Origin of the sequence: Brevundimonas sp., assembly GCF_035626975.1 — a bacterium.
Taxonomy (GTDB): domain Bacteria; phylum Pseudomonadota; class Alphaproteobacteria; order Caulobacterales; family Caulobacteraceae; genus Brevundimonas.
This window is the reverse complement of sequence record NZ_DASPMQ010000001.1, coordinates 22,578-35,739: the sequence shown is the minus strand read 5'-3', so window position 1 is coordinate 35,739 and position 13,162 is coordinate 22,578. Positions and strand designations below refer to the sequence as shown.

The following is a 13,162-nucleotide window of genomic DNA, read 5'->3' as shown; positions in this document are numbered from 1 at the left end:
TCGTATGAAGTTCAAGCTCTTTCGCGCACCGGACGGCTCGCAGGGCGGCCCCGGGACGACCGCGCCCGTGATCGCCGCGCCGCCGGTCACCCACGGTTCCGGCCCGCAAGGCCCGACCAAGATCGCCGCGCGCGACGTCTCCGTCTTCTACGGCGACAAGCAGGCGCTCTACGACGTGTCGCTGGATATTCCGGACAAGACCGTCACCGCCCTGATCGGCCCGTCGGGCTGCGGCAAGTCGACCTTCCTGCGGACCATGAACCGCATGAACGACACCATCCCGGGCGCCAGGGTCGCCGGCCGCATCGAGATGGACGGCGAGGATATCAACGCCCGCTCGGTCGACCCCGTCCTGCTCCGGGCCCGCGTCGGCATGGTGTTCCAGAAGCCGAACCCCTTCCCCAAGACCATCTATGAGAACGTCGCCTACGGTCCGCGCATCCATGGCCTGGCCAGCAGCAAGGGCGAACTGGACGAGATCGTACAGGCGTCGCTGAAGCGGGCCGGCCTGTGGGAAGAGGTCGCCGACCGGCTGCACTCGGCCGGCACCGGACTGTCCGGCGGACAGCAGCAACGGCTGGTCATCGCCCGCGCCATCGCGGTCGAACCTGAGGTGATCCTGATGGACGAGCCCTGCTCGGCGCTGGATCCGATCGCCACGGCCAGGATCGAGGAGCTGATCGACGAGCTGCGCGAGCGCTACTGCATCGTGATCGTCACCCACTCCATGGCCCAGGCGGCGCGGGTCAGCCAGCGCACCGCCTTCTTCCACCTGGGCCGGCTGGTCGAGACCGGCGACACCGAGGACATCTTCACCAATCCCCGTGAGCGCCGCACGCTCGACTACATCACCGGCCGCTTCGGCTAGGATAGACCGTCATGCCCGAGCACACCGTCAAGGCCTACGGCGACGAGCTGAACCAGCTCACGGCCGAGGTCGCGCGCATGGGCGGCCTGGCCGAGGCGCAGGTCGCCGACGCCATCGACTCGGTGGCCCGCCGCGACGTGGCCCTGGGCCGCGCCGTGGTCGAGCGGGACGGCCGGCTGGACGCGATGCACCACGACATCGAGAAGAAGGCCATTCGCCTCATCGCGCTGCGTCAGCCGGTCGCCTCGGACCTGCGCCGGACCCTCGCCTCGATGAAGCTGGCGGTCGACCTCGAGCGGACCGGCGACCTCGCCAAGAACATCGCCAAGCGGGGCCTGATCCTCGCCGAGGGCGAGCCGATGCAGCCGCTGACGCGGTCGATCGAGCGGATGGGCAAGCTGGTCTCCATGCGTCTGCGCGACGTGCTGGACGCCTACGCCGCCGGCGAGGTCGATCGCGCCATCGCCGTCTGGAGCACCGACGACGAGGTCGACGAGCACTACAACAGCCTGTTCCGCGAGCTGCTGACCTACATGATGGGCGACGCCCGCACGATCACGGCCTGCACCCACCTGCTGTTCATGGCCAAGAACCTGGAGCGGATCGGCGATCACGCCACCAACATCGCCGAGACCATCTACTACGAGATCACCGGACTGGAGTTCGCGGGCGAACGCCCGCGCTGGGCTCCCGCGCCGGACGACGGCGGCCCCGCCGCCCCCTGAGTGACGACCGACTAGCCGGGAGAGTACGACGTGCAGCCCTATGTTCTGGTGATGGAAGACGAGGACGCGTTGGCGACGCTCCTCCAGTACAATCTCGAAAAGGAAGGCTATCGCGTCGTCGTCGCCCCCGACGGCGAGGAGGGCATGCTGCAGATCGACGAGCGGCTGCCCGACCTGGTGCTGCTGGACTGGATGCTGCCCAAGCTGTCGGGCATCGAGGTGTGCCGCCGCATCCGCGGCAAGGCCGAGACCCGCAACCTGCCGATCATCATGCTGACCGCCCGGGGGGAAGAAACTGACCGGGTGCGCGGACTGGACACCGGCGCCGACGACTACATGACCAAGCCGTTCTCGATGACCGAGCTGATCGCCCGCATCCGCGCGGTGCTGCGCCGCATCCGTCCGGGCCTGGCCGACGACCGCATCAACCACGGCGACATCGTCATCGACCGGGTCGCCCACCGGGTGAGGCGCGCCGGGTCCGAAATCCACCTCGGCCCCACCGAGTTCCGCCTGCTCGACCACCTGATGCAGCACCCCGGCCGGGTGTTCAGCCGCGAACAGCTGCTGGACGCGGTCTGGGGCTCGGACGTCTATGTCGAGGCGCGCACGGTCGACGTCCACGTCGGCCGGTTGCGCAAGGCGCTCAGCGTCGAGGGCACGATCAACCCGATCCGCACGGTGCGCTCGGCGGGGTATTCGCTGGATCTGGGGGGGTGAGCGCAGAGGCGGACCTCTCGGGCACTTGGACCGGGGTCTATTTCTACCCGGAGGACACGGCCTGGAACGCCAATGACACCTATCCTCCGACGCCATTCACGGCCGAACTCGTCGACGACCAGGGCCTGGTCAGCGGAACCACGCTCGAGCCGGACCTGACCGGACCTGTCCGAAACCTTGAGGTCAGGGCTTCCATCGAGGGCCGGCGCGCGGGCGCCGAGCTCCGCTTCACCAAATACCCTGACAGCCCGAGGCAGGACCCGATCCACTACACCGGGGAGATTTCCGCCGACGGGAACAGCATCGACGGACACTGGGTCATTCCTGGCGACTGGTCAGGGACGTTCCGGATGCAGCGAAGGGCGCCGCCGGTGACAGCCGGGCTGGAGGCGACGGCGAGTGTCCGGAACTGACGCCGAGCCGCTTCCGACCCGCTGCAGTCCTTCACCGTATCTGTTCCAAGCATTTTTCAGGCCCCAATCTCACCACCGCCGTCATCCTCGGACTTGATCCGAGGATCAGGGGCGAGAGACGGGCTGTGCGGCGGTGACGGCCCTGCGTGCCCGACCGTGGTGTGCTCGACGGAGCACCGGACGGTCTGATCCCCGGGTCAAGCCCGAGGGTGACGGGGAGAGGGATGGCGGATAAGGCGGCTCTTTGCGGTGGAGACATTCGCCGCATCGACCCGTGGCGGCCCTGCCTCGCTTCTGCTTAGCTGCAGCATGGCCCACATCCGCGCGACACGCGGCCCCTTTTCCCCCAGAGGATCGCTGGCGCATGCGCGGCGGCGGCCGTTCCTGATCGTCGACTCAGGTTGGCCGACTGTCGAGGATGAACTCAACATCGACAGCTCTTTGCTGCTCCCGTTTGCGGAAGGGAGGATGGTTTGTCGGCTCGAGCTTATGATCCACAGCACGCATTGGGCGGGTGAGCGCCTGTTTGAGCCGTTTCCGACAGATGCGACACCCGGAAGCCTTGTGTTGGATGCAGGCGCCGTCGCCCAGCGTTGTTTCGACGGCCCCGTCACTGTCCTCGCCGCGGAGTCAAAGTCTCGGGTCAGGATCGTGCTGGACGATCGTCCAGCATCGGATCTTGTGGCGCTGTCGCCCAATTGCGTTGCCCGGTTGGGTGAGGGCGTTCTGCTCGGGTTCGACATCCGGCGCTTCACCCGGAAGTGAGGTCCGCCATCCACCCCTAACGGACATCGCCTTCACCCCGCGACGATGTCCTCCGGCTCCAGTTCGTAGACCGTGGCGCAGTATTCGCAGGTGACCCGGATCTTGCCGTCGGCCTCAACCATGTCGGCGCGTTCCTCCGGCCCGAACGAGGCCAGCACAGCGCCGATGCGGTCCTTCGAACAGCGGCAGACGGCGCTAAGGGCGCGCGGGTCCTCCAGCCGCACGCCGTCCTCGTGGAACAGGCGGAACAGCAGGGTCTCCGGCGAAATGGTCGGATCGATCAACTCGTCGTCGCCGAGGGTCTGGAACAGGGCCCGGCTGCGGTCCCAGGTCTCGAGCGTCTCGCCACGGGCGTCGTCGGCGGCGATGACCTGGATCATGGCCCCGCCGGCGCGCCACGCCGTGCCCGCGTCCGTGGTGATGGCCCCCACGGCCAGCCGCACCTTGGTCGGGATTTGCTCGGACTGCTGGAAATAATGTTCGGCGGCCAGCGACAGGCTCTCGCCCTCGATCGGGGTGATGCCCTGGGTGCGCTCGAAATCGGGGCCGCGGTCGAGCGTCATCACGAACACCCCCTCGCCCAGCAGCGTCTTCGCGCCGGGGCGGGCGAAGCCCTGCGAGGCGGCGGCGACCTCGGCCTCGTCGAAACGGCAGTAGCCGCGCAGATGGCCTTGGGTGTCGTAGTCGGCGACGACGTAGCGGACCGGGCCGTCGCCCTGGGCCTGGACGATCAGCCGGCCCTCGAACTTCAGGGCGGAGCCGATCAGGGCGGCCAGGGCGCAGGCCTCGCCCAGCAGGGCGGCGACCGGCTCGGGATAGGCGTGGGCCGACAGGATGGCATCGATGGCGTCGCCCAGCCGGACCAGACGGCCGCGCACCGGCCAACCCTCGATCTGGAAGGCGGCGGCGATGTTGTCGGCCAGGGGCGCGGCGGGGGGCGCGGCGGCGGCGGGCGCGTGATCGGTCACGGCGGTCCTCAAAGGGGGCGATTGTGCGGAAGCGCCGCAAGATAGGCGCCCGTATCGCGATTGGTAAGGGCGTCATGCTAGAGCAGGAACCGGCGGGGCCGCGGCCCCGTTCCAGAAGGCCCCTGTCGAACCCATCCAGCCGGCGATTTCATGACCAAAGCGACGCTCAAGCCCCTGAAGCAGCAGGCCATCGTGATCACCGGCGCGACGTCGGGGATCGGTCTGGCGGTGGCGCGGCGGGCGGCGCGGGCCGGGGCCTGCGTATTCCTGATCGCCCGGGGGGAAGGCGATCTGAAGGCCCTCACCGAGGAGCTTCAGGCCACCGGCGCGCGGGCGGCCTGGGCCGTCGCCGACGTGGCCGATTACGACGCCCTGGCCGAGGCGGCGGACAAGTGCCGGCGGCTGTTCGGCGGCTTCGACACATGGATCAACAACGCCGGCGTTTCGATCTTCGGGGCGATCCGGGAGACGGCGCTGGAGGACCAGCGGCGGCTGTTCGAGACCAACTACTGGGGCGTGGTCAACGGCTCGCTGGTGGCCTCGGAACACCTGCGCGAACGGCCCGGCGGCGGGGCGATCATCAATGTCGGCTCGATCCTGTCCGACGCGCCGATCCCGGTGCAGGGCGTCTATTCGGCCTCCAAACACGCGGTGAAGGGCTTCACCAACGCCCTGCGCATGGAGCTGATGCGCGAGCAGGCCCCGATCGCGGTCAGCCTGGTCAAGCCGGGGGCGATCGACACCCCCTATAACAAACACGCGCGGAACCTGACCGGGCAGGCGATGCAGAACCCGCAACCGGTCTATGCAACCCATGTGGTGGCCGACACCATCCTGTACTGCGCCGAGCATCCGATCCGCGAAATCACCGTCGGCGGCGGCAGCCGGCTGATCGCCAGTTTCTATTCGGCCCTGCCCGGCGTGGCGGAACCTCTTTTCGCGCGGTTCGCTCCTTCCCTGATGCGGGACAGGCGTTCCGCGTGGCAACCGGACGAGGACGGGCTCTACGACCCGACCGAGGACGGTCTCGACGAAGAGGTCTACTATCCGATGGTTCGACAATTCTCCGCTCTTGCCGAAGTCAGGAAGCATCCGGGCATCACCGCCGGCGTCGTCGCCATCCTCGCCGGCGTCGGCCTGGCGACCCTGCTGCTGAACCAGCGCACCGGCCCGACGCGGCTTGAAAACCTGCGCGGGCGGTTCGATCCGCGCGGCTGGATCGATACAGGCGGGCTGCGCACCCGGTTCGACGATCTGACCGAAACGGTGCGGCAAGGCCTGGCCGGCGCCGGCGAACGCGCCGCGGAGTTCGGCGACGACGCCGGCCACCGCTCGCGGCGCTTCTTCGACGACACCCGCCGCTCCTCGCGCAAGGCCTTGAAGAAGCACGGCAAGCGTGCGCGCCACTACGCCGCCGAGGCCGGTGGCTATGCGCGCGACCATGCGAAGGAAGGCGGCGCCATCCTGGCGTTGGCCACCATAGCGGCGGCGATCGGCGCGGCGGCGCTGGACGCACGGCGGCCCGACAGCAAGCTGCGCAGCCTCGGAAAATTCTGACCGGCCAGGTCGCTTTCGGGCATTGCTGCAAGTGCGAAGGTCGGCCAAGGTCTGCGCATGGCTGACGCGACCTTCGTTTTCGACTTCGACTCCACGCTCGTCCGTATCGAGACGCTGGAGGCGCTCGCCGACATCGCCCTGGCGGGTTCGCCGGACGCGGAGGCCGTCCGGGGCGAGATCGCGCGGCTGACCGACCAGGCCATGGCCGGCGAGGTCGACTTCGGGGAGGCGCTGCGCCGCCGCCTCGCCCTGCTGCCGCTCACCCGCGAGCACGTCGCCGAACTGGCCGGCCGCATTCTCGACGAGGGCACGCCTTCGGTGCGCAAGAACCTCGCCTTCTTCCGCGACAGGCCCGGGCGGATCGTCATCGTCTCAGGCGGCTTCCGCGAAATCATCGCCCCGATCGCCGAGCGGCTGGGCGTCGCGCCGGAGCGGATCCTCTGCAACGACCTGGTCTATGACGCCGACGGCCGGGTCAGCGGGGTCGACGACGCCAATCCCCTGTCCCGCGCGGGCGGCAAGGCCGAGGCGCTGAAGGCGCTGAAGCTGGCGCGTCCGGTGGTCATGGTCGGCGACGGCTGGACCGACGCCGAGGTCAAGCAGGCCGGGGCCGCCGACCGCTTCTACGCCTTCACCGAGATCGTGCGCCGCCCGCCGGTGGTCGCCGCCGCCGACGCCGAGGTCCGGTCACTGGACGAACTGCTGCATCTCGAGGGCCTGACCGGCCGCTGGTCGTATCCGCGCAGCCGGATGAGGATGCTGCTGCTTGAGAACATCCATCCCGCCGCCGTCAAACGGCTGGAGGATGCGGGCTACCAGGTCGAGACGGTCAAGGGGGCGCTGGGCGAGGACGCCCTGATCGCGCGCATCAAGGGCGTGCACGTGCTGGGCGTCCGCTCCAAGACCCAGGTCAGCGCCGCCGTGCTGGACGCCGCCGACAAGCTGATGGCGGTCGCGGCCTTCTGCATCGGGACCAACCAGATCGACCTGGACGCCGCCGCCGGGCGCGGCGTGGCGGTGTTCAACGCCCCCTACTCCAACACCCGCTCCGTGGTGGAGCTGGCGGTGGGCCTGACCATCGCCCTGCTGCGCGACGTGGCCGACAAGTCGGCGGCCATGCACCGGGGCGAGTGGAACAAGTCGGCGACCGGCTCGCGCGAGCTGCGCGGCAAGACGCTGGGCATCGTCGGCTACGGGGCCATCGGCTCGCAGCTGTCGGTGCTGGCCGAGGCGCTGGGCATGCGGGTGATCTTCCATGACCTGACCGAGCGGCTGGCCCTGGGCAACGCCCGGCGCATGCCGTCGCTGGACGCCCTGCTGGCCGAGAGCGACGTGGTCAGCCTGCATGTCGACGGGCGCAGCGACAACACCACCCTGATCGGCGCGGCCCAGCTGTCGCGGATGAAGCCGGGCGCCCTGCTGCTCAACCTGTCGCGCGGTCATGTGGTCGATGTCGGCGCGCTGGCGCAGGCGCTGGGGTCGGGCCGCATCGGCGGCGCGGCGGTGGACGTGTTCCCGGAAGAGCCGGCGACCAACGCCGATCCGTTCGACAGCCCCTTGCGCGGCCTGCCCAACGTCATCCTGACGCCGCACATCGGCGGCTCGACCGAGGAGGCCCAGGAAGCCATCGCCGAGTTCGCGGCCGAGCGGCTGCTGGGCTATCTGAATCGCGGCGACACCACCTTCTGCGTCAACTTGCCGAACGTGCAACTGGCCGAGGTGTCGGGGGCGCACCGCATCCTGCACATCCACCGCAACCAGCCGGGCGTTCTGGCGGAGTTGAACCGGGCCCTGGCGGCGGCCGGGCTCAATATCCTTGGCCAGCACCTGAAGACCGACGAGCGCACCGGCTACGTCATCACTGACGTCGACCGCGACTACGATCCCGCCTCGCTGACGGCGCTCAGAAGTGTGGCCGGGACGCTGCGCTTCCGGATGCTGCACTGAAAGCTTCCCCGACGGTATCTTGCGCGCCGCGAAAACCCGCGCAGAGTGCTCGCAACGGTCGCATGATGACGGCCGAGGGAGGATCATCGATGTCTCGTTTCCTGCGCAACGCGGCCGCCGCCGCGCTGGCCGTCGCCGCTGTCGGCGCGTTCGCGTCCACCGCCAGCGCCCAGACCTACAGCCGCCTGGTCGTATTCGGCGACAGCCTGAGCGACAACGGCAACCTGTATGCCGCCTCCGGCAACACCCAGCCGGCCTCGCCGCCCTACTATCAGGGCCGATTCTCGAACGGGCCGGTCTTCACCGAACTGCTGGGCTTCAACGCAGGCCGCTACACCGCCGGCGCGCCGGTGACCGGCAGCGTCAACTACGCCTTCGGCGGGGCCCGCACGGACAACGCGGCCTTCCCCCCCGGCATGCGCAACCAGTTGCTGGCCTACATCGGCGCCGGCGGCACCTTCGGCGCCAATGACCTGGTCAGCGTCCTCGGCGGCGCCAACAACATCTTCCAGGCCTTCCCGGGCGCGGCGGCCAACCCGCTGACCGCCCAGGCGACCATGCAGGCGGTGGCGACCGGGGCGGCCAACGACATCAACTTCATCGTCAACTCCGTCGCCGGCGCCGGCGCCGGGACGGTCCTCGTCACCAACCTGCCGCGGCTGGGGCTCACACCGCAGTTTTCGGCGAGCAACCCCCTCGTGGGACCCGCCGGTTCGGCGCTGGCGGACTTCACGACCACGACGTTCAACTCGGCGCTGTTGACCGGCCTGTTCGGGGTCGCCGCCGCGAACCCGAACTCCAACATCATCATGATGGACCTGTACAAGATCAGCGGTCCGCTGGCGGCCGATCCCGGCGCCTTCGGCCTGACCAACGTCACCACCGCCTGCTTCAACCCCATCGCCATGACGGTGTGCGCCAATCCCGACAGCTACCTGTACTGGGACAGCGTGCACCCGACCGCCGCCGGGCACCGTCTGATCGCGGCGCTGGCCAACGACTATCTGTACTACGGCGACCTCGGCGCCCAGTCGACCGTCCAGGCCGAGACCGGCTTCCGCCAGCGCGAAGACCTGCTGGATCTCGCCGGCGAGGGCCTGTCGGCGCGGGGATCGTGGGAACCCGGCACCCGTCTGACCTTCGGCGCCATCGCCGACAGCGTCGAGACGGACGCCCGCGGCGTCGTGGCCGAGGCCGAGGCCACCGGTTGGGGCGGTCGGGTCGGGCTGGACCACGTGGTGTCCGACACGACCCGCTTCGGCATGGCCGGGACCTTCCGCACCGCCGAGGTCGAGGCCGGGCCGATGGCCTTCGACGTCGAGACCTACGCCTTCGACATCTTCGCCGGCTGGCGTTCTGGCAATACCTTCGTCAACGCCACGGTCGGCGGCTCGATCGACCAGTATGACGAGATCACCCGCATCACATCCCTGACTCCCATCGTCCACACCGGCACGACGGACGGCGGCAGCCTCGGCGCCCGCCTGCAGGGCGGGATGTGGTTCGACATGGGCGGCATCGCCCTGTCCCCCCGCGCCGCGGTCAGCTTCGTCTCCACCGACGTCAACGGCTACGTCGAGCAGGGGGCGGCCGCGCAGTACCAGTACGAGGACCGCAGCGTGCAGGCGGCAAGCGGCGAGATCTCGCTGCGGGCCGAAGGCGGCGGCGAAGGCCTGAATTTCTGGATCGAAGGCGGCTATCGCGACACGTTCGGCGACAGCAGCGACGCGGTGCGGGTCGGCATCGCCGGCAATCCGGCCCACGTCCTCGAGCGGGACATCGAGGATCCGTTCGGCGGCTCGATGATCGCCTCGGCCGGGCTTGAGGCGGCCGTCGGCCCGGGCACGGTGTCGATCGGCTATCGCGGCCGCTTCGGCGACGCCGCGGACAGCCACGTCGGGGCCGTGACCTTCAGCCTGCCCCTGCAGTAACAACCCGCCGATATACGGATCAGGCGCGTCGCTTTCGGGTGGCGCGCCTTTTTCGTGGGCGCGATTTCATTGTTTTCTCACAGATTTTTACCGCCCCGCTGCGACCTCCTGTCACCCTGGGGGAACCTTTTCGGCCCCAAAGTCGCCCCGCCCTGCCCGTAGAAAGACAGCTCTCCCGGTCGCCGGCCGAGAGTGTCGCCAGCTTGCGGCCCACCGGCGCCTTCACCGCTCAGATTGAGCCGAAAAGACGGAGCCGACGCCGCCATGCGACGCCTGTTGCCGACCGCCCGGTCGTTCCTGTTCCATTCCGGTCAAGCCGCCGCGCTGGTCTCGGTCGCCGTGCTCGCCATGGCCGCCGCCCCCGCTCCGGAGCCCTATTATCCTCCGGCCGACGCCGAACTGGCCGTGCCGGAAGCGCCGCCCGTGACCGCCGTCGCCTCGCCTGCCGGCCCGATGACCCGGCTGATCGCCTTCGTCGCTCCGCTGAAAGGCTACGCCATCAACTCGGCCTTCGGCCTGCGCCGCCTCGCCGGCGAGGCCCGGGCGCGCCAGCACAAGGGCGTCGACATGGCCGCGCCGCAGGGCACCAGTGTCTTCGTCGCCTGTGAGGGCGAGGTTCTGCGCACCGGCTACGACGCCGACGGCTATGGCCGCTTCATCGAAGTGCGCCACCCGAACGGCATGAGCACCCTCTATGCCCACCTGAGCCGCGTCGACGTCTCCACCGGCGATCGCGTGACCGCCCAGGAGCGTATCGGCCTCGTCGGCTCAACCGGCCATTCGACCGGTCCGCACCTGCATTTCGAGGTCCGCCGCGATCACGCCCAGGTCAATCCGACCACGGTTCTGGGTCGGGAATTCGAGATACCGGTGACAGAAATCAGCGCTTAAGCGGCGCCATACCTACGGTTTGTTCACCCATTCTCTGGATAGTGTCCGGTTGAGAATGGGGGCGACTTGGACCGGATACTCTACTGCCTGACGATCGAGCACGACTGGCGTTGGACGCTGGCGGCCGGAGTCCTGTGCGTCTTCGGGCTCGGGACCGCCTTTCGTCTTCTGGTTGAGGCCCGGGGCCTGCAGCGCGCGCGCCGGCGCGAAGTCGGCCTGATGGGCGCCGTCGTCGGCGGCGTGGCGGCCTTCTCCACCCATTTCGCGGCGATGCAAGGCTACAACGCCGGCGGCGAGGTCCGATACGGCCTGTCTCTGACCCTTGTCTCCCTGGCCCTCGGGGTCGGCGGCGTGGCGCTCGGCTCCATGATCTTGATGATCAGGGGCAACCGCCTGTTTCGCGGGCTCGGCGGCATGGTCGGCCTGTCCGGCGTGGCCGCCATGCATTTCGTCGGCATCGCCGCGCTTGAGCTTCCGGGGCGCGCCATCGGCTGGGATCCCGTCCTTGCGGGGGCCGCGGTCGCCGGCGGTCTCTCCATGGCGCTGCTCACCGGGGCAGTCGTCTACGGCAAGGGCGCCGCCCGCTTCGTGGCGACCTGCCTGTCAGGGGCGTTGTCGATCATCGTCCTTCATTTCACGGCCATGAGCGCCATGGCCGTTACCCCCGTGACCGAGGCGATGGCCGCGACGGGCGGCCTTGGTCCGAGCTTTTCGGCCTCGACCATGCTGATGGTGCTGACCGCCATGGTCATGGCCATTGTCGCCGTCGCGGGCGCCGTCGTCTGGATGGGCTATTTCTCGCGCGCCAGCGCCCTGAACCAGATTCGCGAGGCCATCGACGCCATGCCCGACGGCCTGGCCTTTTTCGACGCCGACGATCGGCTGGTGTTGTGGAACAACCGCTACGACGAGGTGAACCCGGAGCTGTCGTCGAACCTCCAGGCCGGCATGACCTTCCGGGAGATCATCCAGATCGGGCTGGACGAGGGCCTGTACGCCGAAGCCCGGGGGCGTGAGACAGAGTGGATCACCGAGCGCATGAACTCGCGCCGCGCCCTCTCGGCCATGATGGAGCAACGCATCGCCGGCGACCGCTGGCTGCGCGTGGCCGACCGCCGCACGGCGGCCGGCGGCATCGTCACCGTCTGCACCGACATCACCGACCTGAAGAACGACGCCAGGGCCCTGGCCGAGGCCCGCGACGCCGCCCAGGCGGCCAACGCCGCCAAGAGCCAGTTCCTGGCCAATATGAGCCATGAGATCCGCACGCCCCTGAACGGCGTCATCGGCGTGGCCCAGGCGCTGGCCAGCACCGACCTGTCGCCGCAGCAGACGGAGATGCTGGAGCTGATCCAGTCGTCGGGGCGAACGCTCCAGGTCCTGCTCAGCGACATCCTCGACCTCGCGCGGGTCGAGTCCGGGCGGCTGGAGCTGTCGGAGGAGGCGTTCGACCTCGGCCGCGCGGTCCGCGAGGCCGCCCAGCTCTATGAGGCCTCGGCGCGGGAGAAGGGGCTGCAGTTCTTCGTCGAGATCGCGCCCGAGGCCGACCGCTGGATCGCCGGCGACGTGGTGAGGCTGAAGCAAATCCTGACCAACCTGGTCTCCAACGCGGTCAAGTTCACCACCGAGGGCTTCGTCAGTCTGACGGCCGCCGCGGGCCCCGATCGGGACGGCGCGCCGACCCTGCGCTTCTCGGTCGAGGACACCGGCATTGGCTTCGACTGCCAGACGCGGGAGCGGCTGTTCAGCCGGTTCGAACAGGCCGACGGGGCGATCACCCGAAAATTCGGCGGCTCGGGGCTGGGCCTGGCCATCTCGCGCCAGCTGGCCGAAATGATGGGCGGCGACCTGGACTGCGAGAGCGAGCCGGCCGGCGGCTCGGCCTTCATCCTCACGGTCCCGTTCAAGGCGGCCGAGGCGCCGGCGATGTCCGGCGAGGCGCTGGTGGAGGACGCGGCGGAGGAGCGCCGGACCGTCCGTGTGCTGATGGCCGATGACCACCCGGTGAACCGCCGCGTGGTCGAAATGATCCTGGGCCAGGCCGACGTGGCCCTGACCTCCGTCGAGGACGGCGCCCAGGCGGTCCAGGCGGTCCGTGACGCCGACTACGACCTGATCCTGATGGATATGCAGATGCCGGTCATGGACGGGCTGACGGCGACCCGGGAGATCCGGCTGCACGAGGCGGCCATGGGGCTGGGGCGGACGCCGATCGTCATGCTCACCGCCAACGCCCTGGCGGAGCACATCGCCGCGGCCGAGGCCGCCGGTGCGGACCTGCACCTGGCCAAGCCGTTCGACGCGGCCGAGCTGCTGAACCTGCTGGTCACCCTGCCCCGGGCGGCCGCCCGGGCGCTGGCCGCCGCCTGACGAGACA

11 protein-coding genes are annotated in these 13,162 nt (G+C 69.3%); 10 read left to right on the top strand and 1 reads right to left on the bottom strand.

Features of this window, described 5'->3' with window-relative positions; translation table 11 throughout:
* The first annotated feature begins 4 nt into the window (after nucleotides 1-4).
* From pstB to VEB62_RS00175, 5 genes are all read left to right on the top strand, one after another.
* Nucleotides 5-868: a phosphate ABC transporter ATP-binding protein PstB gene (gene pstB, locus VEB62_RS00195; RefSeq protein ID WP_324794313.1), complete on the top strand. Its 864-nt coding sequence runs from the start codon at nucleotides 5-7 to the stop codon at nucleotides 866-868.
* An 11-nt stretch (nucleotides 869-879) separates the two neighbouring features.
* Nucleotides 880-1,593 (top strand): phosphate signaling complex protein PhoU, encoded by a 714-nt coding sequence (gene phoU, locus VEB62_RS00190; protein WP_324794311.1) that lies wholly within the window; start codon nucleotides 880-882, stop codon nucleotides 1,591-1,593.
* Between the two features lie 30 nt (nucleotides 1,594-1,623).
* Nucleotides 1,624-2,313, top strand: a complete 690-nt coding sequence (phoB, locus tag VEB62_RS00185) for a phosphate regulon transcriptional regulator PhoB (protein ID WP_324794308.1) — start codon at nucleotides 1,624-1,626, stop codon at nucleotides 2,311-2,313.
* On the top strand, nucleotides 2,310-2,726 hold the full coding sequence (locus VEB62_RS00180; RefSeq protein WP_324794306.1) for a hypothetical protein: 417 nt from the start codon (nucleotides 2,310-2,312) through the stop codon (nucleotides 2,724-2,726). Before phoB ends, VEB62_RS00180 begins: the two co-directional genes overlap by 4 nt.
* A gap of 309 nt (nucleotides 2,727-3,035) precedes the next feature.
* Nucleotides 3,036-3,491: a hypothetical protein gene (locus VEB62_RS00175; RefSeq protein WP_324794305.1), complete on the top strand. Its 456-nt coding sequence runs from the start codon at nucleotides 3,036-3,038 to the stop codon at nucleotides 3,489-3,491.
* A 32-nt stretch (nucleotides 3,492-3,523) separates the two neighbouring features.
* On the opposite strand, the gene VEB62_RS00170 is transcribed toward VEB62_RS00175, so the two are convergent.
* Nucleotides 3,524-4,459: an Hsp33 family molecular chaperone gene (locus tag VEB62_RS00170; RefSeq protein WP_324794303.1), complete on the bottom strand. Its 936-nt coding sequence runs from the start codon at nucleotides 4,457-4,459 to the stop codon at nucleotides 3,524-3,526.
* 150 nt (nucleotides 4,460-4,609) lie between these two features.
* Here VEB62_RS00170 and VEB62_RS00165 point away from each other — a divergent pair, with 150 nt between their 5' ends.
* The 5 genes from VEB62_RS00165 (at nucleotide 4,610) to VEB62_RS00140 (ending at nucleotide 13,155) form a co-directional block, all read left to right on the top strand.
* On the top strand, nucleotides 4,610-6,016 hold the full coding sequence (locus VEB62_RS00165; protein WP_324794302.1) for an SDR family oxidoreductase: 1,407 nt from the start codon (nucleotides 4,610-4,612) through the stop codon (nucleotides 6,014-6,016).
* Between the two features lie 57 nt (nucleotides 6,017-6,073).
* Nucleotides 6,074-7,963 (top strand): phosphoglycerate dehydrogenase, encoded by a 1,890-nt coding sequence (serA, locus tag VEB62_RS00155; protein ID WP_524536807.1) that lies wholly within the window; start codon nucleotides 6,074-6,076, stop codon nucleotides 7,961-7,963.
* An 89-nt stretch (nucleotides 7,964-8,052) separates the two neighbouring features.
* Nucleotides 8,053-9,894, top strand: a complete 1,842-nt coding sequence (locus VEB62_RS00150) for an autotransporter domain-containing protein (protein ID WP_324794300.1) — start codon at nucleotides 8,053-8,055, stop codon at nucleotides 9,892-9,894.
* Between the two features lie 264 nt (nucleotides 9,895-10,158).
* Nucleotides 10,159-10,785, top strand: a complete 627-nt coding sequence (locus VEB62_RS00145) for a M23 family metallopeptidase (protein WP_324794298.1) — start codon at nucleotides 10,159-10,161, stop codon at nucleotides 10,783-10,785.
* Between the two features lie 66 nt (nucleotides 10,786-10,851).
* Nucleotides 10,852-13,155: an ATP-binding protein gene (locus VEB62_RS00140; protein WP_324794296.1), complete on the top strand. Its 2,304-nt coding sequence runs from the start codon at nucleotides 10,852-10,854 to the stop codon at nucleotides 13,153-13,155.
* Nucleotides 13,156-13,162: the final 7 nt, after the last annotated feature.

What these genes read in the sequence shown, in the direction of transcription:
- pstB (WP_324794313.1), top strand. Translation starts at nt 5, where the DNA reads ATGAAGTTCAAGCTCTTTCGCGCACCGGACGGCTCGCAGGGCGGCCCC.
- phoU (WP_324794311.1), top strand. Translation starts at nt 880, where the DNA reads ATGCCCGAGCACACCGTCAAGGCCTACGGCGACGAGCTGAACCAGCTC.
- VEB62_RS00175 (WP_324794305.1), top strand. Translation starts at nt 3,036, where the DNA reads ATGGCCCACATCCGCGCGACACGCGGCCCCTTTTCCCCCAGAGGATCG.
- VEB62_RS00165 (WP_324794302.1), top strand. Translation starts at nt 4,610, where the DNA reads ATGACCAAAGCGACGCTCAAGCCCCTGAAGCAGCAGGCCATCGTGATC.
- serA (WP_524536807.1), top strand. Translation starts at nt 6,074, where the DNA reads ATGGCTGACGCGACCTTCGTTTTCGACTTCGACTCCACGCTCGTCCGT.
- VEB62_RS00150 (WP_324794300.1), top strand. Translation starts at nt 8,053, where the DNA reads ATGTCTCGTTTCCTGCGCAACGCGGCCGCCGCCGCGCTGGCCGTCGCC.
- VEB62_RS00145 (WP_324794298.1), top strand. Translation starts at nt 10,159, where the DNA reads ATGCGACGCCTGTTGCCGACCGCCCGGTCGTTCCTGTTCCATTCCGGT.